The 23,134-nt window shown below is 72.3% G+C and carries 22 protein-coding genes and 2 pseudogenes; 11 read left to right on the forward strand and 13 right to left on the reverse strand.

Translation table 11 applies throughout. The features are described 5' to 3' along the window. Nucleotides 1-59: 59 nt before the first annotated feature. A pseudogene (locus AC0AIB_RS23100) lies at nt 60-746 on the reverse strand (ATP-dependent DNA helicase); the annotation flags it as partial. A 189-nt stretch (nt 747-935) separates the two neighbouring features. Next, nucleotides 936-2,297 (reverse strand): annotated as a pseudogene (locus tag AC0AIB_RS23105) (ATP-dependent DNA helicase); the annotation flags it as partial. 140 nt (nt 2,298-2,437) lie between these two features. On the opposite strand from AC0AIB_RS23105, the gene AC0AIB_RS23110 reads away from it, so the two are divergent. Then, complete coding sequence (locus tag AC0AIB_RS23110; RefSeq protein WP_328342503.1) at nt 2,438-2,944, forward strand: DUF402 domain-containing protein; 507 nt, start codon at nt 2,438-2,440, stop codon at nt 2,942-2,944. A gap of 83 nt (nt 2,945-3,027) precedes the next feature. Here AC0AIB_RS23110 and sigJ read toward each other — a convergent pair whose 3' ends face one another. Continuing rightward, a complete protein-coding gene (gene sigJ / locus AC0AIB_RS23115) occupies nt 3,028-3,993 on the reverse strand; it encodes an RNA polymerase sigma factor SigJ (RefSeq protein ID WP_328342505.1) in 966 nt (321 codons plus the stop codon). Nucleotides 3,994-4,463: 470 nt separating this feature from the next. Between sigJ and AC0AIB_RS23120 the strand changes: the two genes are divergently transcribed. From AC0AIB_RS23120 to AC0AIB_RS23130, 3 genes are all read left to right on the forward strand, one after another. Further along, on the forward strand, nt 4,464-5,567 hold the full coding sequence (locus tag AC0AIB_RS23120) for a PPK2 family polyphosphate kinase (protein ID WP_328342508.1): 1,104 nt from the start codon (nt 4,464-4,466) through the stop codon (nt 5,565-5,567). A 146-nt stretch (nt 5,568-5,713) separates the two neighbouring features. Then, the gene (locus tag AC0AIB_RS23125) at nt 5,714-6,340 is read left to right on the forward strand and encodes a DUF47 domain-containing protein (protein ID WP_067311399.1); all 627 of its coding nucleotides are present in this window, start codon (nt 5,714-5,716) and stop codon (nt 6,338-6,340) included. 4 nt (nt 6,341-6,344) lie between these two features. Beyond that, nucleotides 6,345-7,349: an inorganic phosphate transporter gene (locus tag AC0AIB_RS23130; protein WP_328342511.1), complete on the forward strand. Its 1,005-nt coding sequence runs from the start codon at nt 6,345-6,347 to the stop codon at nt 7,347-7,349. A 108-nt stretch (nt 7,350-7,457) separates the two neighbouring features. Here AC0AIB_RS23130 and AC0AIB_RS23135 read toward each other — a convergent pair whose 3' ends face one another. Further along, nucleotides 7,458-8,426: a Gfo/Idh/MocA family protein gene (locus AC0AIB_RS23135; RefSeq protein WP_328342513.1), complete on the reverse strand. Its 969-nt coding sequence runs from the start codon at nt 8,424-8,426 to the stop codon at nt 7,458-7,460. 152 nt (nt 8,427-8,578) lie between these two features. On the opposite strand from AC0AIB_RS23135, the gene AC0AIB_RS23140 reads away from it, so the two are divergent. Next, nucleotides 8,579-9,577, forward strand: coding sequence for an NUDIX hydrolase (locus AC0AIB_RS23140; RefSeq protein ID WP_465097468.1), 999 nt, complete (start codon nt 8,579-8,581; stop codon nt 9,575-9,577). A gap of 625 nt (nt 9,578-10,202) precedes the next feature. On the opposite strand, the gene pstB is transcribed toward AC0AIB_RS23140, so the two are convergent. The 7 genes from pstB to AC0AIB_RS23175 all read right to left on the reverse strand — a co-directional run bounded on the left by pstB (nt 10,203) and on the right by AC0AIB_RS23175 (nt 17,335). Continuing rightward, a complete protein-coding gene (gene pstB / locus AC0AIB_RS23145; protein ID WP_091242519.1) occupies nt 10,203-10,979 on the reverse strand; it encodes a phosphate ABC transporter ATP-binding protein PstB in 777 nt (258 codons plus the stop codon). Between the two features lie 17 nt (nt 10,980-10,996). After that, on the reverse strand, nt 10,997-12,085 hold the full coding sequence (gene pstA, locus AC0AIB_RS23150) for a phosphate ABC transporter permease PstA (RefSeq protein ID WP_328342519.1): 1,089 nt from the start codon (nt 12,083-12,085) through the stop codon (nt 10,997-10,999). Further along, the gene (pstC, locus tag AC0AIB_RS23155) at nt 12,082-13,173 is read right to left on the reverse strand and encodes a phosphate ABC transporter permease subunit PstC (protein WP_328342521.1); all 1,092 of its coding nucleotides are present in this window, start codon (nt 13,171-13,173) and stop codon (nt 12,082-12,084) included. Before pstC ends, pstA begins: the two co-directional genes overlap by 4 nt. 43 nt (nt 13,174-13,216) lie before the next feature. Beyond that, nucleotides 13,217-14,323 carry a phosphate ABC transporter substrate-binding protein PstS gene (gene pstS, locus AC0AIB_RS23160; RefSeq protein WP_328342523.1) on the reverse strand — a complete coding sequence of 369 codons (1,107 nt, stop codon included), beginning with the start codon at nt 14,321-14,323 and terminating at the stop codon, nt 13,217-13,219. 281 nt (nt 14,324-14,604) lie between these two features. Beyond that, nucleotides 14,605-15,531, reverse strand: coding sequence for a mycothiol synthase (gene mshD, locus AC0AIB_RS23165; RefSeq protein ID WP_465097469.1), 927 nt, complete (start codon nt 15,529-15,531; stop codon nt 14,605-14,607). A gap of 45 nt (nt 15,532-15,576) precedes the next feature. Beyond that, nucleotides 15,577-16,443 carry a polysaccharide deacetylase family protein gene (locus AC0AIB_RS23170; RefSeq protein WP_465097470.1) on the reverse strand — a complete coding sequence of 289 codons (867 nt, stop codon included), beginning with the start codon at nt 16,441-16,443 and terminating at the stop codon, nt 15,577-15,579. A gap of 175 nt (nt 16,444-16,618) precedes the next feature. Further along, nucleotides 16,619-17,335: a winged helix-turn-helix transcriptional regulator gene (locus AC0AIB_RS23175; protein WP_328342529.1), complete on the reverse strand. Its 717-nt coding sequence runs from the start codon at nt 17,333-17,335 to the stop codon at nt 16,619-16,621. 275 nt (nt 17,336-17,610) lie between these two features. Between AC0AIB_RS23175 and AC0AIB_RS23180 the strand changes: the two genes are divergently transcribed. The 5 genes from AC0AIB_RS23180 to AC0AIB_RS23200 all read left to right on the forward strand — a co-directional run bounded on the left by AC0AIB_RS23180 (nt 17,611) and on the right by AC0AIB_RS23200 (nt 21,167). Further along, a complete protein-coding gene (locus tag AC0AIB_RS23180; protein WP_328342531.1) occupies nt 17,611-18,651 on the forward strand; it encodes a hypothetical protein in 1,041 nt (346 codons plus the stop codon). Nucleotides 18,652-18,812: 161 nt separating this feature from the next. Beyond that, entirely contained in the window at nt 18,813-19,592 is a 780-nt protein-coding gene (locus AC0AIB_RS23185; protein WP_465097471.1) for an LmeA family phospholipid-binding protein, read from the forward strand. Between the two features lie 116 nt (nt 19,593-19,708). Then, a complete protein-coding gene (locus AC0AIB_RS23190) occupies nt 19,709-19,786 on the forward strand; it encodes an Ms5788A family Cys-rich leader peptide (RefSeq protein WP_323135737.1) in 78 nt (25 codons plus the stop codon). Nucleotides 19,787-19,985: 199 nt separating this feature from the next. Further along, complete coding sequence (locus AC0AIB_RS23195) at nt 19,986-20,834, forward strand: sulfurtransferase (RefSeq protein ID WP_328342535.1); 849 nt, start codon at nt 19,986-19,988, stop codon at nt 20,832-20,834. A 3-nt stretch (nt 20,835-20,837) separates the two neighbouring features. Continuing rightward, complete coding sequence (locus AC0AIB_RS23200; RefSeq protein WP_328342537.1) at nt 20,838-21,167, forward strand: DUF1416 domain-containing protein; 330 nt, start codon at nt 20,838-20,840, stop codon at nt 21,165-21,167. A gap of 175 nt (nt 21,168-21,342) precedes the next feature. Here the strand turns inward: AC0AIB_RS23200 and AC0AIB_RS23205 are convergent, their stop codons facing one another. Then, a complete protein-coding gene (locus AC0AIB_RS23205; RefSeq protein ID WP_465097472.1) occupies nt 21,343-21,597 on the reverse strand; it encodes a hypothetical protein in 255 nt (84 codons plus the stop codon). Then, nucleotides 21,594-22,100 carry a DivIVA domain-containing protein gene (locus AC0AIB_RS23210; RefSeq protein WP_465097473.1) on the reverse strand — a complete coding sequence of 169 codons (507 nt, stop codon included), beginning with the start codon at nt 22,098-22,100 and terminating at the stop codon, nt 21,594-21,596. Before AC0AIB_RS23210 ends, AC0AIB_RS23205 begins: the two co-directional genes overlap by 4 nt. Nucleotides 22,101-22,344: 244 nt before the next feature. On the opposite strand from AC0AIB_RS23210, the gene AC0AIB_RS23215 reads away from it, so the two are divergent. Further along, nucleotides 22,345-22,584 (forward strand): winged helix-turn-helix domain-containing protein, encoded by a 240-nt coding sequence (locus tag AC0AIB_RS23215; RefSeq protein ID WP_328342542.1) that lies wholly within the window; start codon nt 22,345-22,347, stop codon nt 22,582-22,584. The last annotated feature ends 550 nt before the right edge of the window (nt 22,585-23,134 follow it).

The following is a 23,134-nucleotide window of genomic DNA, read 5'->3' on the forward strand; positions in this document are numbered from 1 at the left end:
CGGCCACCGAACGCCGCAAGCCGCCCGTTCCGCTCGCGGGAGCGGGCGGCTTGCGCGTGTCAGAGCTTGGCGAGGCGCTCCAGCGCACCCTGGGCCACCTCGGGCCGGGTGGTGTACCAGAACGGGGGCAGCGAGCGGCGCAGGAAGGGGCCGTAGCCGCGCGCCGTCTCCAGCCGCGAGTCGAGGACCGCCACCACCCCCCGGTCGCCGGTGGCCCGGATCAGCCGGCCCACCCCCTGGGCCAGCCGGACTGCGGCGATCGGCACGCTGACCGCCGAGAAGCCGGAGCCGCCACCCGCGTCCACCGCCGCCGCGCGGGCCGCCGCCAGCGGCTCGTCGGGGCGGGGGAAGGGCAACCTGTCGATCACCACCAGCTGGCACGAGTCGCCCGGCACGTCCACCCCCTGCCAGAGCGACATCACCCCGAACAGGCAGCTCGACCGCTCCTCCCGGAACCGGCGCACCAGCAGCGGCAACGCCTCCTCGCCCTGGAGCAGCACCGGCAGGTCGGTGCGCGCCCGTAGCAGCTCCGCCGCCTGCTGCGCGGCCCGTCGCGAGGAGAACAACCCGAGGGTACGACCACCGAGCGCGCCGACCAGCCGCAGCAACTCCTCGCCGGCCGCCTCGGGCAACCCGGAGACGCTGGGCCGGGGCAGGTGCGCGGCGACGTACAGGATGCCCTGCCTGGCGTAGTCGAACGGTGAGCCGACGTCCAGCGACGACCAGCCCGGCCCCGAGGTGGCCGGTACGACGCCGGTGGCGGGCCGGCTGCCCGGTGTGGTCGCCACCCCGCCGTGGCCGGCGACGCCTGCGGTGGGCCGACCCCCGGCACCCGGCTCGGCGGGCGGGGCACCCGTGGGCGAACCACCCGGGACGGCGGCGGTCGACCGGCCCGCGGCGGCGGTGGCCAGTGCGGCGGCGGCCGGGGACGGCGGGGCGGGCGGTGGCGCGTCCAGGCCGAGCGCCCTGGCGACCGTGTCGAACCGACCGCCCAGCGCCAACGTCGCCGAGGTGGCGACCACGGTGCGCTCGTCGTACAGGTGGGTGGAGAGGGTGCCGGCGACCGACAGCGGCGCGACCACAAGCGCCCGGCGGCTGCCGTTGTCCGGTTTCTCCACCCAGGCCACGTCGTGGTCGGCCTCCTCCAGCAGCCGTTGCGCGGTGGCCGACAGCTCGTCGAGTGCCGCCTTTGCCTGCTGCTTGCGGACCGGGTCCGGGTCGTCGGCCTTGACGTCGCCGATCGCGTCGAGGGCGGCCCGGGTGGCCGCGTCGAGCAGCGTGCACGCCTCGCGCAACGGGCCGGGCAGCCCGCCGGTGAGCCGACCGGCCGGGGCCTCGCCCAGCCCGGCGGCGAGCGCGTCGCCGGCTTCGGTGAGCCGGTCGGCGACGTCCGGCCGCAGCAGCGGCCGGGCCCGGCGGGCGGACCTGTCGATCAGTTCCGGCACCAGCTCGGCCTGGGCCGCCGAGGAGACCCGGTCGGCCAGCTCGTGCGCCTCGTCGACGATCAGCAGCTTGTGCGGCGGCACGATGTGCCGACCGGCCAGCATGTCCACCGCGAGCAGACTGTGGTTGGTGACCACCACGTCGGCCTCCCGGGCGCGGGCCCGGGACGCCTCGGCGAAGCACTCCTGGCCGAACGGGCAGCGGGACGCCCCCACGCACTCCCGGGCGGGCATCGAGACCAGCCGCCACGCCTGGTCGTCGACGCCCGGGTCCAGCTCGTCCCGGTCGCCGGTGTCGGTCTTCTCGGCCCAGTCGCGCAGCCGTTGGATCTGCTTGCCCATCCGGCCCGCCTCACCGAGCCACTTCGTCCCGCCGCCGGGCCGGGCGGCGGGGGCGTCGAAGAGGCTGTCCTCCGGCTCGTCCTCGGTGGAGTTGTCCAGCCGGGCCAGGCAGAGGTAGTGGTGCCGGCCCTTGAGTACGGCGAAGGTGGGGCGGCGGCCGAGCAGCGGTTCGACCGCGTCGGCGAGCCGGGGCAGGTCGTGTTCGACCAGTTGGGACTGCAACGCCAGGGTGGCGGTGGAGACCACCACCGGGCCGTCCACGGTCAACGCCGGGGCCAGGTAGGCAAGCGACTTGCCGGTGCCGGTGCCCGCCTGCACCAGCAGGTGCTCCCGGGTGGCGACGCTGCGCTCGATCGCCTCGGTCATCTGCTGCTGGCCCGGCCGGGTGGCGCCGCCGGGGACCGCGCCGACCGCCGCCGCGAGCAGCTCGGTGCCGCTCGGCCGGCCACCGCGCCGCCGACCGGAGCGGGCCGTCGGGGTGCTGGAACCGGCGGCGGTACGGGGCGGAGTCACCGTGCGACGGTACCCGCCGACGCCGACAGTGGACGCGCCGCCGCCTCCCGCGTGGCGCGGTCACCGTCCGGATTGTCGCCACTGCTGACCGGTCAACTCCCTGCGGCGGCGAGTGGGCGGAATCGGCTAGGGTGCGACTCATGCCGAGCGACACGGTCCGTGTGATCTACCGCAAGTACGACGGCAGCGCCCACCGTGACTACCCGGCCCGCCGGCTGACCGAGGACGACCTCGGGGTGTGGCTCGGGGTGACCGAGGGCACCGAGTCGGTCTACCACGGCCGGCCCTCGGTGGAGCAGATCCCCTTCGTCCTGCTGGTGCCGCACCGGGCCTGGTGGACGGGCATGTTCAACCCGCCGCCGCGGACCAGCGAGGTCTACTGCGACATCGCCACCCCGGCCCGTTGGGAGGGTGACGACACGGTCCATCTGATCGACCTCGACCTGGACGTGGTGCGCCGGCGGACCACCGGCCTGGTGGAGCTGCGCGACGAGGACGAGTTCGCCGAGCACCGGGTCCGGTTCGGCTATCCGGACGAGGTGGTGGCGCAGGCGCAGGCGGCGGCGGCCCGGCTGCTCACCGCCCTCGGCGACGGCACCGAACCGTTCGCCTCGGCCTACCGCAAGTGGTTGGCCCTGGTGGTCTGATCCACCAACGGGCGGCCCGGCGGTCCGTCCGGCTCCGACCTTGACCCCGGCCCCGGCCCGCGTGGTGGCGACGGCGGGGCGGGTCACCAGCGTGGTGGCCAGGTGGCGTCGGGGGCCAGCTCGGGCAGCCGGTGGAGCTTGTCCGGGTTGAGCTGGTGGAACAGGCCGGTGACCCGGCCGTCGTGCACGGCGAACCCGGTGACCATCCGCAGCAGCCGACCGTCGGGTGCGACGGTCTCCAGATGCAGGCCGAGCACCCCGTCCACCAGCACCGGCTCGGCCCGGAGCCGCTGGCCGTACCGGCCGGCCCGGGTGAAGAGGCCGAGCAGGAAGCGGGCCACCGGGTCGACGCCGACGATCGGCCGGCGGGCCGCAGGGAAGTGCCCTCCGCTGTCGCTGGTCAGCACCACGTCCGGGGCGAGGACCCGGACCAGCGCGTCGAGGTCACCCGACTCGGTCGCGGCGGCGAACGCGGCCAGCACCCTTCGCTGCTCGGCCGGGTCGGCGGTGTGCCGGGGCACGTCGGTGGCGGTGACCGCCCGACGGGCCCGGGAGGCGAGCTGGCGGGCCGCCTCGGGTGTGCTCCCCAGCACCTCGGCGACCCGGGCGAACGGCACCGCGAAGACGTCGTGCAGGACGAAGGCGACCCGCTGCTCGGGGCTGAGCCGTTCCAGGACGACCAGCAGGGCGGTGCCGAGCTGGTCGCGTCGGACCGCCCGGTCGGCCGGGTCGGGGGCGAAACCGTCCGGCCCCGGCACGACGCCGTCCCACGGCGTGACCACCGGCTCCGGCAGCCACTGCCCCGGGTACGTCTCCCGCCGGACCCGGGCCGAGCGCAGTACGTCGAGGCAGATCCGGGAGCAGGTGGTGGTGAGCCAGCCACCCAGGTGCCGGACCTCGGCGCGACCGACCGGGTCGGCGAGCGCGCCGGCGTATCGTAGCCAGGTCTCCTGGACGGCGTCCTCCGCCTCGCTGCGACTGCCCAACATCCGGTGAGCCAGCGCGGTCAACCGCCTGCGTTCGGCCTCGAACTCCGCTACCAGGTCCACCGCCCCATGATCCCTCCCCGACGCGACTCGTCCGCCCTGGGCCGAGCGGGCCCGGTCAAGATCGCGCGCTACTTCATGGTTGTAGTGGTCTCATTCGCAAAAAGATGCCACTACAACCATGACAACCCCGTTGCGTTAGGTGGAACGCCTGTTCGTCGACCACCGCTGCCTCGCCGATCATGGAGTTGTGGTGGGTGACAGAACGCCCGTAAAGCCCCCAAGGTCGGCACCACCACTCCATGATCGCCGAGCGGGCCCACCCCGCTCCCCGATCGGGCACTTCCTGTCCCGGGTTGACCAGCCGCCCACGGCGTTAACGCAACGGTGTTGACGACCATGAAGTAGCGCGATCTTGCCGGGCGTCGCGGCGACGGGTGGGACGCGGGCGCGCGGGGATGTGCGGAGGCTGCGGGGCGTGTGGGGTGGGTGCTCGGGTGGTGGGGGGTGCGGGGGTGGGCGAGGATCGGGAGATGCGTGCAGACGAGGAGACGGAGATCGTCGTACCCGAGGGTGGGACGGTACGGCAGTTGCTGCGGGTGCGATCGGACGGCGGGCCGGTCGATCTCGGGGCGGTCGATCCCCGCTCCACCCCGGGCCTACCGGCTGCGGCGGGTGAGGGGAAGGACCGCAAGCTCTGGGCCCGGCGGCAGGTCGAGTTGATCGGTGCCGGGTTGGCCCGGCAGCAGGAGATGCTGTTCGCGACGGCGACCGCGACCGCGAAGGCCACGGCGGGCCCAAAGGCGGCGGCGGGCGCGAAGGCGGCGGGCGCGAAGGCGGCGGCGGGCGCGAAAGCGAAGGCGGCCGCGACGACCACGGCGGCCGCGACGGCGACAGTGCCGGCGGCCGGTGCGCGGGATGCCCACACCTCGGCCCCGACCAGGGGCGGATCGGAGCTGGGCCGAGGACGGCCGGGGCGGCTGCTGCTGGTGCTCCAGGCGATGGACTGCGGGGGCAAGGACGGCACCGTGAAGCGGGTGGCCGGCGCGATGAACCCGCTCGGCCTGCACATCCGGTCGTTCGGCCCACCGACCCGCCAGGAGTTGCGGCACGACTTCCTGTGGCGGATCCGCCGGGCGTTGCCCCCGCCGGGGTACGTCGGCATCTTCAACCGCTCGCACTACGAGGACGTACTGGTGGCCCGGGTCGACGCCCTGGTGCCGGAGGAGACCTGGCGGGCCCGGTACGACCAGATCAACGCCTTCGAGCGGGAGTTGGCCGACGGGGATGTGACAGTGGTGAAGGTGATGCTGCACATCTCCGCCGACGAGCAGGCGCGGCGGTTGTCGGAGCGGCTGACCGACCCGACGAAGTACTGGAAGTACCAGCCGAGCGACCTCGACTCCCGGGCCCGCTGGGACGACTACCAGGCGGCGTACGCGGAGGCGCTGGGCCGGTGTGACACGGACGCCGCGCCCTGGTTCCTGGTGCCGGCGGACCGCAAGTGGTACCGGGACTGGGCGGTGGCGCACCTGTTGCGGGAGACGTTCGAGGGCCTTGATCTGGGGTATCCGGCTGCCGGTTTCGACGTGGAACGGGAGCGCCAGCGGTTGTCGAGTGGCGGCGGTGGCGGCTGAGGTGAACAGCAGGTGAACGAGCGGTGAATCGGGTCTGACCGGGGGTAGGCCGGCGAAGACCCGCCCCGGTGGGGTACCTAGCATGCTTCAGCGGGCGCCCCCTGGGGCGGCGGCCACCCTTCCACCGACACGACGAGGTCCGTGCTGTGAAGTTTTCCTTCCGTCCCACCGAGGGCGCTTTCTACGAGCTCTTCACCAGGGCCGCGCAGAACCTGGTGAAGGGCACCGAGCTGCTCAACGAACTGGCCCTTCCCGGCGTCGACGTGCAGTCGGTCAGCGAGCGGTTGACCGAGGTCGAGCACGACAGCGACCAGATCACCCACGATCTCTACAAGAAGATCAACTCCACCTTCATCACCCCGTTCGACCGGGAGGACATCTACCGGCTGGGCTCGCTGCTCGACGACGTGATGGACCACCTGGAGGCGGTCGGCAACCTGCTCTACCTGTACGGGCTCACCAAGCTCCCGTCGCTGCCGCGCGAGCTGCACGAGTTGGTCAACGTGCTCGACCTCCAGGCCAAGCTGACCGCCGAGGCGATGCCCCGGCTGAAGTCGATGAAGGACCTCGAGGACTACTGGATCGAGTGCAACCGGCTGGAGAACGACGGTGACCAGGCGTACCGGATGCTGCTGGTCCGGCTCTTCTCCGGCGAGTACGACGCGCTGACCGTGCTGAAGATGAAGGAGGTCGCCGACGAGCTGGAAGCCGCCTGCGACGCCTTCGAGCACGTGGCGAACACAGTCGAGACCATCGCGGTCAAGGAGTCCTGAGCCTGTGAGTCCCGAACTCATCGCCGTGCTGGCGGTGATCGCGGTGGCCCTGGCGTTCGACTACACCAACGGCTTCCACGACGCTGCCAACGCGATTGCGACAAGCGTTTCGACCCGCGCGTTGACACCCCGGTTCGCCCTCGGCCTCGCCGCGGTCGGCAACTTCATCGGCGCACACTTCGGTGCCGGGGTGGCCAAGACCGTCGGCGACGGCCTGGTCACCCTCCCCACCGGGGTGGGCAGCCTCGGGGTGGTCTTTGCCGGGGTGCTCGGCGCCATCGCCTGGAACCTGATCACCTGGTACTTCGGCCTGCCGTCGTCGTCCTCGCACGCCCTCTTCGGCGGCCTGGTCGGGGCGACCCTGCTCTCCACCGGTGGCGTCGTGCAGTGGGTCACCATCGGCGAGAAGGTCATCCTGCCGATGGTCCTGTCGCCGATCGTCGGCCTCACCCTCGGTTATCTGCTGATGCTGGCCATCCTCTGGGCGTTCCGCAAGGGGCAGCCGGGCAAGCTCAACCGGGGTTTCCGCTGGGCGCAGACCGCCTCGGCGGCGGCCATGTCGGTCGGCCACGGCATGCAGGACGCCGCCAAGACCATGGGCATCGTGGTGCTGGCGCTCTACACCGGCGGCTTCCAGGACGACAAGACGCACATCCCGGGCTGGGTCTTCTGGACCTCGGCGACCATGCTGGCGCTCGGCACGTACGCCGGTGGTTGGCGGATCATCCGGACCCTCGGCCGCAAGATCATCGACCTGGGTCCGCCGGAGGGTTTCGCCGCCGAGACGGTGGCCAGCGCGGTGCTCTACTTCAACGCGCTGGTGTTGAAGGCCCCGATCTCCACCACCCACACGATCACCTCGGCGATCATGGGGGTGGGCGCCACCAAGCGGCTCTCCGCGGTCCGCTGGAACGTGGCCGGCAACATCGTGCTCGCCTGGATCATCACCTTCCCGGCCGCCGCGCTGATCGCCTGCCTGACCTACCTGGTGGTCCGCCCGTTGTTCTGAGCGCCGCCGGGAGGGCGGTCCGTCGGTCAGGACGGGCAGCCCCGCCCCGGTCGGGAAGGGCACCCGCGTCACCGTCTCGGGCGGGACGCGGGTGCCCTTCCCGGCGTCTCAGGCGTAGTCGACGCCGATACGGGCCCGGATGTCGTCCAGCAGGGCCATCACCTCCAGCGTGACGGCGTGCGGCACCAGCGGGCTCTCGGTCAGCCCGGCCGCCAGGCAGCGCTGCACCTCTGCGGCCTCGTACTGGTAGCCGCCGCCGGCCGGGTCGTCGGTGAGCGTCTCCGGCTCTGCGTCGGCCCGGTGCAGCACCGCCGAGCCGGGGCGGAAGAACGGCTCGGGCAGCTCGATCCGGCCGGTGGTGCCGGTGATCGCGGCGGTCAGCGGGGTCGCCCCGACCATCCCGCACCCGAGCGTGGCGACCGCGCCCGAGTCGTACCCGAAGACGATGCCGGTGTTCTCGTCCACCCCCTCCGGGCTGAGCTTGGCCCAGGCCCGTACGTGCTGCGGGACACCGAGCAGCAGGTGGGCCAGGCTGACCGGGTAGACGCCAAGGTCCAGCAGCGCGCCGCCGCCCAGGGCCGGGTTGCGCATCCGGTGCTCCGGCGGGAACGGCCCGGCCACCCCGAAGTCGGCCCGGACGCCTGTCACCTCGCCGATCGCCCCCGACCGGACCAGCTCGACCAGGCGCAGGATCAGCGGGTTGCACCGCATCCACATGGCCTCCATCAGGAAGACCCCACGGGCCCGCGCCAGCTCGACCAGCTCCGTGCTGGTGGCCAGGTCGAGGGTGAACGGCTTCTCCAACAACACCGCCCGGCCGGCCTCCAGGCAGACCCGGGCGGCCTCGTGGTGGGCGGCGTGCGGGGTCGCCACGTAGATCGCGTCCAACTCGTCGTCGGCGGCCAGCTCCGCCCACGAGCCGTACGCCCGGCTGGCCCCGTACCGGCCGGCGAACCGCTCGGCGCTCTCCGGCGCCCGTGAACCGACCGCGACCAGTTCGGCTCCCGACACCAGTCGTAGATCCTCGGCGAACCGGCCGGCGATGTGGCCGGTGGACAAAATCCCCCAACGTGTCATGCGCCCACGCTAACCCGCTGCCCGCTGCCCGCTGCCCGCTGTCCGCTGCCCGCTGCCCGCTGCCCGCTGCCCGCTGCCCGCTGCCCGCCGAGGGGCATCGGCCCGGCGGTCGGTGGGGTGGGCGGGGCGTTCGGCGGGACTAGGCTCGGCGCATGACGATCGACAGCTCCGGCTTCCCCGCCCCGCCGGCCCTGGTCGAGCACGCCCGTCGGTTCCAGGCCGAGGGCGGCGTCCCGGCGTCGCCCCGGGTCGCGGCCACCGTGCTGCTGCTCCGCCCGGCCGGCACCGACTTCGAGGTGTACGTCATCCGCCGGGTCGCCGCGATGGCCTTCGGCGGGATGTACGCCTTCCCCGGCGGTGGCGTCGACCCGTCGGACTCCCAGGCGCACCTGGACTGGGTCGGCCCCGGGCCAGCGGCCTGGGCGGATCGGCTGGGGGTCGCCCCGCAGGCCGCTCAGGCGGTGGTGTGTGCCGCGGCGCGGGAGGTGTTCGAGGAAGCCGGGGTGCTGCTGGCTGGCCCCGGCAGTGACCCAGCGGTAGGGGATGGACCGCTGGTGGGGGACGGCCCGCTGGTGGGGGACGGCCCGCTGGTAGGCAGCCGCACGGTGGTGGGGGACGTCAGCGGTGACGACTGGGAGATCGCGCGGCAGGAACTGGAGGCACGCAGGCGGGGCTTCGCCGGGTTGCTCGCCGAGCGTAGGTTGACGCTCCGGTCCGACCTGCTGATGCCGTGGAGCCGGTGGATCACGCCGGAGTTCGAGCCGCGTCGCTTCGACACGTACTTCTTCGTGGCTCTGCTGCCCGAGGGGCAGCGGACCCGGGACGTCTCCGGCGAGGCCGACCACACCATGTGGATCCGCCCGGCGGACGCCCTGGCCCGCGCGCAGGCCGGTGAGCTGACCATGCTCCCGCCCACCCTGGTCACCCTGGCCGAGGTGGCCGCCGCCGGTGAACGTGCTGGTGCTGGTGCTGGTGCTGGTGCTGGTGCTGGTGACCTGGCGGCCGCCGGTGGCGACCGTGCCGGGGCCGGTGCCGGTGCCGGTGCCCTGGCCGCGGTGGCCCGCGCCTCGGCCACCCGGGACGCGGCCACCCCGGTGACCCCCCGCCTCCACGTTCCGGAAAACGGCACCCCCCACTTCATCCTCACCTGACCCGCCACACCTGCCCCGGGCGGGCGGCCCGCTGCAGTCGGTGGGTACCGCGCACATCGGCCCGGTGCCGTCGGTGGGCCGACGTGCCGCTGTGCCGCTGTGCCGCTGTGCCGACGTGCCGACGTGCCGACGCGAGAGGAGACCGGGTTCGTCGGTCCGGTGCGGTCGTGGCCCCGACCCGCCTCCACCCACCAGGCTCTGCCCCACGCCATCCAGGTCTGTCTCAGGTCCTTTCGAGCTGATGACGCTAGCGACTCACCGGTGGGCTCAGCGACGACCCGTCCCGGCAGCGACCCGGTCCCAGCGACGGCCCGGTCCCAGCGACGACCCGTCCCGGTGCCGGACCGGCCCGCTCGGGTGCCTGAATCGTTTATGTCATCAGCTCGAAAGGACCCGGACGAGTCTTCCGACACCCCGCCGTCCCCACCGCTCTGACCGTCAACCGGGCAGCACCCACACCGCACGCGCGCACCCGTCGCGCACGCGCGCACCCGTCGCGCACGCGCGCACACCAGTCCGTCGCACCAGCCCGTACACCGGTCGGGGCAGGGGCCGTGTCGGTTGCCGCACCCGCCCGAACCACCGTGGTTGCGCGAGCCGCCGGGGCACGCTGGGCGGGGAGGGGTCAGCCGAAGCGGCCGGTGATGTAGTCCTCTGTCTTCTTCTGGCTGGGGTTACTGAAGATCTTCTGGGTGTTGTCGTACTCGATGAGGCGGCCGGGGTCGCCGGTCTTCTCGATGGAGAAGAAGGCGGTGCGGTCGGAGACCCGGGCCGCCTGCTGCATGTTGTGGGTGACGATGATGATGGTGAACTTGTCCTTGAGCTGGAACATCAGGTCCTCGATGGCCAGCGTCGAGATCGGGTCCAGCGCCGAACAGGGCTCGTCCATCAGCACCACCTGCGGCTCGACCGCGATGGTACGGGCGATGCAGAGCCGCTGCTGCTGGCCGCCGGACAGGCCCGCGCCGGGCTTGCCGAGGCGGTCCTTGACCTCGTCCCACAGGTTCGCCGAGCGCAGCGCACGCTCGGCCGCCTCGTCCAGGATGGACTTCTTGCGCACTCCGTTGAGCCGCAGCCCGGCCACCACGTTCTCGAAGATGCTCATGGTGGGGAACGGGTTGGGGCGCTGGAACACCATGCCGATCATGCGGCGGACGGCGGTCACGTCGACGTCGCGGTGGTAGACGTCCTGGCCGTCGATGGTCAGGCTGCCCTCGACCCGGGCGCCCGGCAGCACCTCGTGCATCCGGTTGATCGACCGCAGGAAGGTCGACTTGCCGCAGCCGGACGGGCCGATCAGGGCGGTGACCGTCTTCGGCTCGACCGTCAGGTTGATGTTCTCGATCGCCTTGAAACCGCCGTAGTAGGCGGTCACGTCGGTGGCGTCGATGCGCTTGGCCATGGTGGTACCTCCGGGGTTCATCGGCCGAGCCGGTTGCGGCGGGCCAGCAGCTTCGCGGCGACGGTCAGGGCGAGCACGAGGACGACCAGGGTCAGCGCCGCGGTCCAGGCCCGTGCCGGCGAGTACTTCGACGCCTCGCCGGCCTGCTGGTAGACGAAGAGGGCCAGCGACGACTGGTTGTTCTCGAACGGGTTGAAGTTGATCGCCGCACCACCGCCGGCGACGAGCAGCACCGGGGCGGTCTCCCCGGCGGCCCGCGCGATGGAGAGCATGATGCCGGTGACGATGCCGGGCAGCGCGGTGGGCAGCACCACCCGCAGGATGGTCTTCCACTTCGGTACGCCCAGGGCGTACGCCCCCTCGCGCAGCGGCGCGGGGACCAGGCGCAGCATCTCCTCGGTGGAGCGGACCACCGTCGGCAGCATCAGCACGCTCAACGCCAGCGCGGCGGCGAAGCCGGAGAAGCTGGGGCGGCCGTCGTTGAACCACGGCGACACGATCAACACCCAGAAGGCCAGCACGAACAGGCCGGTGACGATGGACGGGATGCCGGTCATCACGTCGACGAAGAACCGGATGGCGAAGGCGAACCGGCCGCGTCCGTACTCGACGATGTAGATCGCGCAGAGCACGCCGAGCGGGACGGTGATCGCGGTGGCGATGCCTACCTGCTCCAGCGTGCCGACGATGGCGTGGTAGGCGCCGCCGTTGGCGTCCCGGGCCCCGATGTTGTTCATCGAGCTGCCGAAGAAGTCGGCGTCGAGCCGGGCGGTGCCCTTGCTGACCAGGGTCCACACCACCGAGGCCAGCGGCAGCACGGCCAGCACCAGGGCGGAGTGGATCAGGGCGCTCCAGACCCGGTTGCGGGCCGAGCGTCGACCCTCCACCACGTTGGCGGCGGTGAACAGGGCGGCCAGGTAGAGCAGTGCGCCGAGCACCACGACGAGGACCGGGCCGCCGAGGTCGACGCCGTAGACGATGCCGGCGGCGACCAGCAGGGCCAGCACCGCCAGGGCGGGGGTGGCGTACCCGGGCAGCCGCCTGGCCCGCAGGCTGTCCGGCTGGGCCGGTGGGCGGGGACGGTGGGAGGTGAGCGTGGTGGTCATGCGGCCGACTCCGTGAACTCGCGGCGGCGGTAGATGATCGCCCGCGCGGTGATGTTGACGATCAGCGTGATCGCGAAGAGCACCAGGCCGGAGGCGATGAGCGCGCCCCGCCCGGTCTCGTTGGCCTCCGCGAAGCGGTTGGCGATGTTCGCGGCGATGCTGTTGCCGCCGTTGGCGAGGATGTTGAACGAGATGGCGTACGTCGAGCCGAGGGTCAGCGCGAGCGCGATGGTCTCGCCGAGCGCCCGGCCGAGGCCGAGCATGACGGCGGCGATGATGCCCGGTCGGCCGTACGGCAGGACCGCCGTGCGCAGCATCTCCCAGCGGGTGGCCCCCAGGGCGATGGCGGCCTCCTCGTTGGCGGTGGGGGTCTGCAGGAACACCTCGCGGGAGAGCGAGGTGATGATCGGCAGCACCATGATCGCCAGGACCAGGGAGCCGAGCAGGATCGAGTTTCCGTACGGGCCGTCGCCGAAGATCGGGATCCAGCCGAAGTACGTGTTCAGCCAGGCCGACAGGTCGGCGACCGGCCCGACGAAGAAGTCCCGGCCCCACAGGCCGAACACCACGCTCGGCACGGCGGCCAGCAGGTCGATCACGAAGCCCAGCCCGGTGCCGAGCCGACGTGGCGCGTAGTGGGACAGGTAGAGGGCGATGCCGAGTGCCACCGGCACCGCGATCAGCAGCGCCAGCAGGGCGGTGAGCAGGGTGCCGAAGGCGAGCGCGCCGATGCCGAACGTGGGTGGGTCGTCGTTGGGGAACCAACCCTCGAAGGTCCAGAAGTCGGCGCTGTTGGCCCGCAGCGCCGGGACGGCCTTGGCGATCAGGAAGACCGCGATGGCCGCGATGATGACCAGTACGGTGACGCCGGCGGCCAGGGTCAGGCCGCGGAAGGCCCGTTCCGCGCCGAACGCCCGCGCCCGGGGCAGTCCGCCGCCTCCGCCCAGGCCCTGGTCGTCATCGGGGGTACGGGTGCTGACTGGTGCCTCGGCAACACGCGCCGAGGCACCGGCGGACCGCTCGTGACCCTGGGTCACGGCAGGTCCACCGGTGCCGGCGGATGCCGAGCGGGGAGGGGTTTCACCCATCTGCGCGCTCGCTTCGACTTGAGGGGGTTGTCGCTCGGGACGGTCAGCCGAGGTTCTTGACCGCGGCCTCGACCTTGGTCCGGACCGAGTCGGGCAGGGGGGCGTAGCCCAGCTCCACCAGTTCGGTCTGGCCCTCGGCGCTGGCGGCGTGGCCCAGCAGACCCTTGACCAGCGGCAGCTTGTCGGCGGCGATGCCCTTGCTGCACACGATCTCGTAGGTCACCAGGACGATCGGGTACGCCCCGGCCTCCTTGGTGGCGTAGTCGATCGACATCTTGAGGTCGTCGCCCTGGCCCTCGATCTTGGCCCCGGCGATGGTCTTGCCGGCCGACTCGGCGGTCAGCTCGGTGAACTCGCCGGCCCCGTTCTGCACCTTGGCCTTCTTCAGGCCGGAGTTCTCGGCGTACGACCACTCGACGTAGCTGATCGTGCCCTCGGTGCTCTTGACCTTGGCGGCGACGCCGTCGGACTTGGGGGCGCCGAGCCCGCCGGGAGCCTTCCAGGCCTTGTTGTTGCCGAAGGTCCAGTCCGTCGCGGCGGTCTTGGACAGGTACTTGGTGAAGTTGTCGGTGGTGCCCGACTCGTCGGAGCGGTGCACCGTCTGGATCGTGGCGGCGGGCAGCTTGGCGTCCGGGTTGTCGGCCTTGATGGCCGGGTCGTCCCACTTGGTGACCTTGCCGGCGAAGATCTGCGCCAGGGTGGTCGGCTTGAGCTGGAGGTTGTCCAGACCGCCGACGTTGTAGACGACCGCGACCGGGCCGATCACCATCGGCAGGTTGAGCGCCGCGCCGCCGGCGCACTTGGCGTCGGCCTGCGGCTGCTCCTCCGGCTTGAGGGCGGAGTCGGAGCCGGCGAAGTCGGCGGTGCCGGCGATGAACGCCTGGATGCCCGCGCCGGAGCCGGTGGGCTCGTAGTTGATCGTGGTGCCGCCGCACTTCTGCTGGTACGCCTTGATCCACTCGGCCATGGCGTTCTTCTGTGCGGAGGAGCCCTGCGCGTTCAGGGTGCCCTTGCCGCAGTCGGCCGCCGCGCTGGCCGAACCGGAGGCGGAGGTGCTGGCCGGCTCGTTGTTGTCCGAGCCGCAGGCGCTGAGGCCGAGGACCGCAGTAAGAGCGAGGCAGGCAATGGCGCCGTGCCGCTGGAGCTTCACCTGAAAGGTTTCCCTTCACGTCTTTGGTCAGGTCGCCCGGATGGGGCCCGAGTGCCGGCGCGCTGACCGGCTGACACGAAAGCTAGAAGTGCCAGGTAGACGGTTCGCCGGTCGGAAGTGAACGCAGCATGAACAGCCCCGGCCGGAAAGATGACCGCTGCCTGAGGGAGGGTTGTCCGTTAGGTGAACTGCCGTCCCGGTATCCGCATTAATGCGATATATCCGGGCAGCCGTTATCCCGGCGAGTCCCCGCCGTTACCGCGCGGAGACCGAGGGGGAGGTCAGCCCAGGTGGTAGTTGACGTGCCCGCACCAGCGGGCGAAGCCGAGCCGTTCGTAGAGCGAGACGGCGGCGGTGTTCGACTCGTCCACGTAGAGCATCACCCGGTCCAGGCCCCGCCGGTCGCGCAGGTAGGCCAACCCGGCGGTGGTCAGCGCCCGGCCGAGGCCGCCGCCGTGCGCGTCCGGGTCCACCCCCACCACGTAGACCTCGCCGATCCGGGCCGAGCCGGACCGTTCGTGCACCTTGGTCCAGTGGAAGCCGAGTAGCCGCCCGTCCGACGGGTCGACGGCGAGCAGGAAGCCGGCCGGGTCGAACCACGGCTCGGCCAGCCGGGCCCGCAGGTCGTCGATGGTCCACCGGCCCTGCTCCGGATGCGCGGCGAAGGCACGGGCGTTGAGCGCGAGCCAGGCGTCGTCGTCCTCGCCGGGGCGGAAGGACCGCAGCGTCACCCCGTCCGGCAGCCGGGGCGGCGACACCGCCTCGGTCAGCGGCCGACGGAGCTGCCAGAGCACCCGGGCCCGTGTGCCGCCGAGGTCGACCGCGAGCGCCGCGGCGGACGGGTGGTCGCCGTGCGCCCAGGCCCGCACCGGGCCGGGTGCCACCGCCAGTACGCCCCGGGCCAGCGCCCGCCCGGTGCCCCGCCGCCGGAAACCGGGGTGCACCGCCAACTCCACCCCCACCCCCGAGGTCGGGTCGGTGGTGTCCAGGTGGGCGTACCCGGTCAGGGTGCCGTCGGCGGCACGGGCGGTCAGGTGCCGGGCCGACGCCTGCGGGTCGCGTAGCCGCAGCAGGGTGTGCTCGTCGAAGGGCTGGGCGCCGTCGGCGTCACCCGCGAGCCGGGCCAGGGCCAGCACCTCGGCCACCTCGCCCGGGGCGAGTCGGTCGCTGTGGGCCACCCGGTCGGTCGTCGCCTCGACGCTGCTCATCCCGCCACCGTAGTCGGCTCCGGAGCGTCGTTCCGCCCGCCCGGTTCAGTTGGCCCCGCCGACCGGCAGGGCCTCCAGTCGGAACCGGCTGGTCAGGTCGGGCAGGATCCGGCGTAGGGCGTCCACTGTGCCCTGCCGGTCGCCGCCGGCGTCGTGCATGAGCACGATCGCGCCCGGCCCGGTGTCCCCGGTGACCGTCGCGGTGATCTTCGCGGCCCCGGGGACCTGCCAGTCGTTGGGGTCGACGGTCCAGTGCAGCGGGGTCATCCCCAGCCCCTCGGCGACCGAGACCACCGGGTACGTCCAGGCCCCGCCGGGCTGGCGGAAGTAGCTGATCCGGGCGTCCGGAACGGCGGCGTGGATGGCGTCGTTGGTGCGGATCAGGTCGGCCCGGATCAGGTCGGGGGAGCGCTTGCCGAGCAGCACGTCGTGGTGCCACGAGTGGTTGCAGAGGGTGTGCCCGTCGGCCACGATCGCCCGCAGCAGGTCCGGGTGGTCCTGGGCGTTCTCGCCGACCACGCAGAACGTCGCCTTGACCCCGTACGCGCGGAGCACCTCCAGCACCTGCGGCGTGTACGTCGGGTCCGGCCCGTCGTCGAAGGTCAGCGCGACCTCGCCGGAGCCGGTGCTGGCGTGGCTGCCGAACGGGCCGTCGCCCCCGCCGGCCGGCTGCGCGGCGTCCGGGTCGACCCCGGCGGCGGGGGTGCCGGTGCCGTCCGGGCGAGCCTGCGGGGCGGCCGGGTCGGCGGGTTGCTCGGCGTACTGGGTGCCGTCGACCTGCGCCGACGCGCCGGTGGGTTGCCGGGGAGGTTCGGGGACCATGCTGCGGCCGAGCGCGTACGCGGACCCGAGCAGGGCAGCCAGCACCAGTGTGACGACGCCGATGGTCCCGCCGGTCGACCGGGCGCGCATCAGCGCCACCGCCGGTCCGGATCGCGGGACGGCCCTCTCGTCGCCCCCGTGGTCAGTGCACGCACCGTCGCCCCTCTCGCCCCTGCTGATTCCGGCAGTCAGAATAGAGCCGGCAACAGGGGCAAAAGGGGCGTATCGGAAATACTCCTACGGTGGTGCGGTGCTCCCGCCGGGATCAGACCGGCAGCGGCGCGGGCTCGGACTCCGGCAGCGACCGGGACGACGGCGGGACCACGAACTTGTAGCCCACCTGGCGGACCGTGCCGATCATCGACTCGTACTCCGAGCCGAGCTTGGCTCGCAGCCGTCGGACGTGCACGTCCACGGTGCGGGTGCCGCCGAAGTAGTCGTAGCCCCAGACCTCGCGGAGCAACTGGTCCCGGGTGAACACCCGGCCCGGGTGCTGGGCCAGGAACTTCAGCAGCTCGAACTCCTTGTAGGTGAGGTCGAGCGGCCGACCCTTGAGCTTCGCCGCGTAGGTGTCCGGGTCGATGTTCAGCTCGCCGGCCCGGATCGAGCCGCCGGCCCCGGAGGTGGCGTTGTTCAGCCGGCCCACCGCGAGCCGCAGCCTGGCCTCCACCTCGGCCGGCCCCGCACCGGCCAGGATCACGTCGTCCACGCCCCAGTCGGCGTTCAGGGCGATCAGACCGGCCTCGGTGACCACCGCGACAAGCGGCACGCCCAGGCCGGTGGCGTGCAGCATCCGGCAGGTGGCACGGGCCTCGCTCAACTCCGAACGGGCGTCGACCAGCACCGCGTCCGGGCTGGGCCCGGAAACCAGGGTGCGGACGTCACGTGGTGCGGTACGGACCGAATGCGGCAACAGGTCGAGTGCCGGCAGCACCGCCGAGGGCTCACCTGCACGCGCGGTCACCAGCAGCAGGAGCTCCACACGATCACCTCCGTCCCGGCGGCTCTATGGCCGCACGCGACCAGCTGCTCCGCTGGCGGGCGGGGCGCTGAGAACTTGCGTGGGTCCCGGCGTCGCTGACGGGCGGGTAACGGCTTGAGCGTAACCGATCGCCCCGCTGTCACCTCGGCGTCCTTTCCTGTTTGTCGGATCTGCCCGTGATCGCCGCTCAGGTTTTAACGTCACCGAAACCGACGGCCCCCGTCGGGAGCCGACGTGATCCCCGCCGAACCCCCTCGGTCTGGCACGATCGGGGCGTGTTTCCCTCCACCTCGCCCGAGACCGGCCGTGACCCGTGGGTCGACGACGCCCCCGACGGCCCGGCCGGCGGTCCCGCACCCGGGCCGCGCCCGGCCCCGGACGACGACGCCGGAAGCCGACGCGAGCGCGGCCCGCGCCGGTTCCGCAAGGGCGGTGCGCCGCGCCGCAGCAGCGAGGAGGACGACGTCGAGCCGGACGAGGAGCCGATCGAGCCGGTCGAGGTCCGTCGGCCGCTCTCGCTGACCATCGCCGGTTTCGCCGCGCTGCTCGGCGTCGGCCTGGTGCTCGGCGCGCAGACCGCAGGCCCCGGGCACCGGCTGCCGTTCGCCCTGATCGTGTTCGGCGTCCAACTGCTCTTCGTGCTGGCCTGGACGATGGCCATGCGCCCGCCCGCGCTGCTGCTGGTGGCGTTGACCAGCGGCGTGGTCGCCGCGGCGGCCGACGTGGCCGCCGTGCAGACCGACGTCGCCGGGCTGGCACCGCTCGGGTTCGTGGCGCTGGGCGGCTTCCTGCTCGGGGTGATCGGTCAGCTCTTCCGCCGGGTGGACCGGGTCCGGGTGACCGACTCGCTCGGCACCACGTTGCTGATCGTGGTCGGCGTGGTGGCGTTCGCCATCCTGATCACGTTGAGCCGGATTCCGGCCGGCACCCAGGCGATCACCGTCTGCCTGGTCGCCACCGGTGTCGCGCTCACCGTGGCCCGGCTCACCGACGCCGTGCTGGCCTGGCCCCGGCTGGCCCCGCAGGTGCCCCGGGGCGCTGCCGGGGTGGTCGTCGGTGCGATGGCCGGCACTCTCACCAGCGCCCTGCTCGGCAGCTACCTGGTCGGCTTCACCCCGACCAGCGCCGCGGTGATCGGTCTGGTCACCGCTGCCACCGCCGTGCTGGCCGACCTCGCCGTCGGCTACGCCGAGGCGGGCCGGCTGATGGCCGGGGAACCACCCACCCTGTGGATCGCCCGGCACATGCAGGGTCCGTTGGGCGGGTTCGCGTTGGCCGCTCCGGCGGCGTACGCGATGTGTGTGCTCTTCCTCTGACGCGGGCGTCCGTCGACCGCTCTGACGCGGCTGCGGGCGCGAGGCGGTGGGGCGCGAGGCGGTTGGGCGTGACGGCGCTCGGGTAGTAGCGGTGCGCCGCGACGGCGGCACCGATGACGGCACGTCGCGGACGGCGACGGCGACGACGGACGGAGACGGGTGTGGCGCAGACGTACGAGGAGCGGCCCCGGCGGCGCGGGCGCAGGTGGCTCGTCGTACTGGTCGTCCTGGTGCTGATCCTGGGCGGGCTGCTGGTGGTGGCCGACCGGGTGGCGGCCGGCCTGGCCGAGCGGGCGATCGCCGACCAGGTCACCCAGGAGGTCACCAAGCAGGACGCCAGCTCCGCGCCGCCCCAGGTGGACGTCGGCGGCTTCCCGTTCCTCACCCAGGTGGTCGACGGCCGGTACGAGCGGATCTCCATCGTGCTGACCGACGTGCAGGGCAAGGTGGAAGGCAACGCGGTCAGCCTGCCCCGGCTCGACGTGGACGCCCGTAACGTGCGCGCCTCGCTGGACACCATCCGTTCCGGGCAGGGTGACGTGGTGGCCGAGACGGTGGCCGGCACCGGCACGGTCACCTACGACAGCCTGGCCAAGCTGCTGGACCGGCCGGGGCTCAAGCTGGGTGAGCAGAACGGCAAGCTGGCGGTGACCGCGCCCGTCGACATCCTCGGCCAGAAGCTCATCGTCACCGGCACCGCCGACGTGACGGTGGCGGACGACGGCAAGGTGGCGTTGAAGTTCAGTGACCTGAACGCCCAGGGGCTGCCGGCGGTGCCGCTGGCCCGCACCCTGCTGAACAACTACGCCCGGGGCATCTCGGTCGACGTGCCCCTGCCGGAGCTGCCGTTCCAGCTCAACGTGCGCAAGGTCGAGCCGCGCCCGGAGGGGCTGACGGTGACCGCCGACGCGAAGGACGTCCCGATCAACTCGGCGAGCTGATCCGGCGCTCAGTGTTGGGCACGGCCCGGCCCCGGGGTTTCCCGGCAGGCCGGGCCGTGTCCCGTATGGTGGTCGACCCCTGGCACTCTCCGGGACGGCTGGTAGGCTCCGACACCATGGGGACGCACCTCACCAAACGGCGCGCGGTCGACCTGTGCCGCGTGGCCACCTGCCTGTGTCGCTCCGTCATCTGACGGCGGGGCTGTCTCCGGCCGCCTAGCGGCCACCGCACCCGAGGCCCACTGACCTCCGGTGCCACCCTCCAGAAACGCCCGGCAGCGGCGCCGTCGCACAAACCCGTGATCCGTTCCTCTATGGGTCCCGCGCATGGTGCGACATCACCGATCTCCACCCGCGCTGGCTCACCACCCATCCTTACCAGGGAGTGATCTGATGAGTCGCGACACCGCACTCGTCTCGGCCGAATGGGCCGAGAAGAACCTCGACGCTCCGGGCGTCGTCTTCGTCGAGGTCGACGAGGACACCTCGGCCTATGACACCGGCCACATCGCCGGTGCCGTCAAGCTCGACTGGAAGACCGACCTCCAGGACCAGGTCCGCCGGGACTTCGTCAACAAGGCCCAGTTCGAGGCGCTGCTCTCCGCGCGGGGCATCGGCAACGACGACGTCGTGGTCCTCTACGGCGGCAACAACAACTGGTTCGCCGCGTACGCGTACTGGTACTTCAAGCTCTACGGCCACCGCGACGTCAAGCTGCTCGACGGCGGTCGCAAGAAGTGGGAGCTTGACGCCCGCCCGCTGGTCACCGACGCGGTGACCCGCCCGGCCACCCGGTACGTCGCGGGCGAGCCGGACACCTCGATCCGGGCCTTCCGCGACGAGGTCGTCGCCGCGATCGGCACCAAGAACCTGGTCGACGTGCGCAGCCCCGACGAGTTCGCCGGCCGGCTGCTGGCCCCCGCCCACCTGCCGCAGGAGCAGGCGCAGCGGGCCGGGCACATCCCCACCGCGATCAGCGTGCCGTGGTCCAAGGCGGCCAACGAGGACGGCACCTTCAAGTCCGACGACGAGCTGCGCAAGATCTACGCCGACGCCGGCCTCGACGACGGCAAGGAGACCATCGCCTACTGCCGGATCGGCGAGCGCTCCTCGCACAGCTGGTTCGTGCTCCAGGAGCTGCTCGGCCACCCCAACGTGAAGAACTACGACGGTTCCTGGACCGAGTACGGCTCGCTGGTCGGCGTGCCGGTGGCGCTCGGCGACGAGCCCGGGGAGGCCTGAGCCATGACTGCTCCCACCGCCTCCACCGCCGCCGGCTGCGCCGCCCCGGACCAGTCCGCGCCGCTGCCGGCCAGCCTGGACCTGGAGAAGGAAACCGTCATCACCGGCCAGGTGCTGGCCGAGTCGGGCGAGCCCGTGGCGGGCGCGTACGTCCGGCTGCTCGACTCGACGGGCGAGTTCACCGCCGAGGTCGTCACCTCCCCGGCCGGGCAGTTCCGGTTCTTCGCCGCGCCGGGCAACTGGACCCTGCGGGCGCTGTCCCGGCACGGCAACGGCGACACCGCCGTGACCGCCAACCGGGGCATCAACGAGGTCTCCGTCACGGTGGCCTGACCCACGCTCTCGATCGGCCCGGGGCCGGTCACCCCACCCGGGGTGACCGGCCCCGGGCCGTCGCACCCTCCGCAGCCCGCCCGCCAGCGCCCGGCAACCCCGGGTGTCCGCCGCCCGGCAGACGCGAGGTGCCCGCCGCCCGGCAGCCCACCGGGCCGTCACCCGGCCGGCGGTGTCACGAGGTGCAGCCGCCCTGGTGGTCGACCCGCCGGATGCAGCGACGACGCCCGCCGAGCGGCCGGTCGCAGAAGACCGGATGCTGCGGGTCCGTCGCGCCCTCCTCGGAGACCGTCGTCTTGCCGAGCACCAACTCCGGCAGGAACGCCAGCGACCGCCCGATCGCGCGGGCCAGCAGCCGCGCCGCCGGCAGGTCGTCGGCGGCGACAGTCAGGTGTACGACGTACCGCTCGCGCTCGGTCACGCCGGTCACGCCCGCACCACCCGGGGTCCGAACCGCGACTGCCAGTCGCGCAGCGCACCCTTGATCCGCGCGTTCTCCTCCCGGGTACGGGCCAGCTCGGCGTGCAGCGCGCCCAACTCGTCGGCGACCCGGTGCAGGAACCTGTCCACCTCGCCCGGGTCGAGCCCGTTCCGGGACCGGCCGAAACACTGCTGCCGCACCTGACTCGCGCACAGCGGCCGGTGTGCCGCCGACCGGTAGTGGTGCCCGGTGTTCCGCCGCCCCGGCGGCCCGGACCGCCCGGTGGGGCGGTTGTCGATCCGGCTGCTCGCGTGCCGGTTGGTCGGTGCCTGGTTGTTCCGGGGCCGGTCGGTCGGGGTCTGGTAGCTCGTGGGTCGGTTGGTGTCGCGGTGCCGGGCGGGCGGCCGCTCGGCCGCCGTGGTGCGGCCTGTTGTCTCGGGCCGGCCTGTTGCCTCGGGCCGGTCGGGTGCTGTCGACCGCTTCCGGCGGAACAGCCGCAGGAACCTGCACACGATGGGGACCACCTCTCCGCAGGGGCAGCGGGGATCGTGCTGCCGTGGAAGGTGGCCGGGGCGGGCGGGTTCCCTTCCACTACACCCGCCCCGACCGGGGGAGAGCCCTGCTCGTTGCCACGCGAGGAGTGCTCGCCGACCAACTTATTTGAAGAACTGGAAAGAGTAAACGACCGGTTGCAGCGCGTAGTTGCACGTCGTGATGGGGGCGTGATCGAATCGCAGGTGCCACGCGAGGAGTGCCATGCCTGCGACCCCGGACTACATCCGGATCTCCGACGAGATTGTTGCCGACGTCAGGTCGGGCAAGTACAAACCAGGGGACAAGCTGCCCTCGATCAGTGAGCAGTGCAGCCGATTCAAGGTCAGCCCGTCAACGATCAACCTGGTCAACGTGCGGCTGGAGGCGCTTGGGGTGATCAGCCGTCACCAGGGCAAGGGTATCTACGTCACTGATCCGGCCACCTGGCTGCGGAAGCCCTGACGGCGGTCGACGCTTCCTCGGGTTGCGGGGCTGGCCGGCCCCGGTGACGGTGAAGTCCCTCCTCCATGATCGACTCAACTTCATGGTTGTAGTGGCATCCGCTTGCTTTGATGCCACTACAACCATGAAGTAGTGGTGCCCGAGCGGCGAGCTGCCGCGAACGGGCGCCGCCGAGGTCGTCGGCGGCGCGGAAGGGTACCCGTTGAGTCGTCGGCGGCGTGAATGGGCCGCCCGGCGGCCGGCGTGGCGGCTCTCTACCGGCCCGGGTGCCGACCGGGGGTGTGCCGAGACATCATGATCAACTCAGTTTCGTTGATGTGGTGGCATCCGCCCGATCGGATGCCACCACATCAACGAAATAGCGCGCTCCAGCGGTTGGGCCCCTCGCGCTCCAGCGGTTGGGCACTGCCGGGTCCTGCTGAGCGTCGGGCACCGAGCCCGCTGGGCCCTCATGGACACGATGTCGGCTGCCAACGGCCGGACCCGGTGGGGACTGTTTCCTCAGCGACGGTGTATGCCTGTCCGTCATAAAAATGACGGACAGGCATAC

Source organism: Micromonospora sp. DSM 43699, from assembly GCF_055517075.1.

Excerpts from the sequence above, each read along its gene's own strand:
- AC0AIB_RS23110 (WP_328342503.1), top strand. The coding sequence starts at position 2,438 with ATGCCGAGCGACACGGTCCGTGTGATCTACCGCAAGTACGACGGCAGC.
- AC0AIB_RS23120 (WP_328342508.1), top strand. The coding sequence starts at position 4,464 with ATGCGTGCAGACGAGGAGACGGAGATCGTCGTACCCGAGGGTGGGACG.
- AC0AIB_RS23135 (WP_328342513.1), bottom strand. The coding sequence starts at position 8,426 with ATGACACGTTGGGGGATTTTGTCCACCGGCCACATCGCCGGCCGGTTC.
- AC0AIB_RS23140 (WP_465097468.1), top strand. The coding sequence starts at position 8,579 with ATGACGATCGACAGCTCCGGCTTCCCCGCCCCGCCGGCCCTGGTCGAG.
- pstB (WP_091242519.1), bottom strand. The coding sequence starts at position 10,979 with ATGGCCAAGCGCATCGACGCCACCGACGTGACCGCCTACTACGGCGGT.
- pstA (WP_328342519.1), bottom strand. The coding sequence starts at position 12,085 with ATGACCACCACGCTCACCTCCCACCGTCCCCGCCCACCGGCCCAGCCG.
- pstC (WP_328342521.1), bottom strand. The coding sequence starts at position 13,173 with ATGGGTGAAACCCCTCCCCGCTCGGCATCCGCCGGCACCGGTGGACCT.
- mshD (WP_465097469.1), bottom strand. The coding sequence starts at position 15,531 with ATGAGCAGCGTCGAGGCGACGACCGACCGGGTGGCCCACAGCGACCGA.
- AC0AIB_RS23170 (WP_465097470.1), bottom strand. The coding sequence starts at position 16,443 with ATGCGCGCCCGGTCGACCGGCGGGACCATCGGCGTCGTCACACTGGTG.
- AC0AIB_RS23190 (WP_323135737.1), top strand. The coding sequence starts at position 19,709 with ATGGGGACGCACCTCACCAAACGGCGCGCGGTCGACCTGTGCCGCGTG.
- AC0AIB_RS23195 (WP_328342535.1), top strand. The coding sequence starts at position 19,986 with ATGAGTCGCGACACCGCACTCGTCTCGGCCGAATGGGCCGAGAAGAAC.
- AC0AIB_RS23200 (WP_328342537.1), top strand. The coding sequence starts at position 20,838 with ATGACTGCTCCCACCGCCTCCACCGCCGCCGGCTGCGCCGCCCCGGAC.
- AC0AIB_RS23215 (WP_328342542.1), top strand. The coding sequence starts at position 22,345 with ATGCCTGCGACCCCGGACTACATCCGGATCTCCGACGAGATTGTTGCC.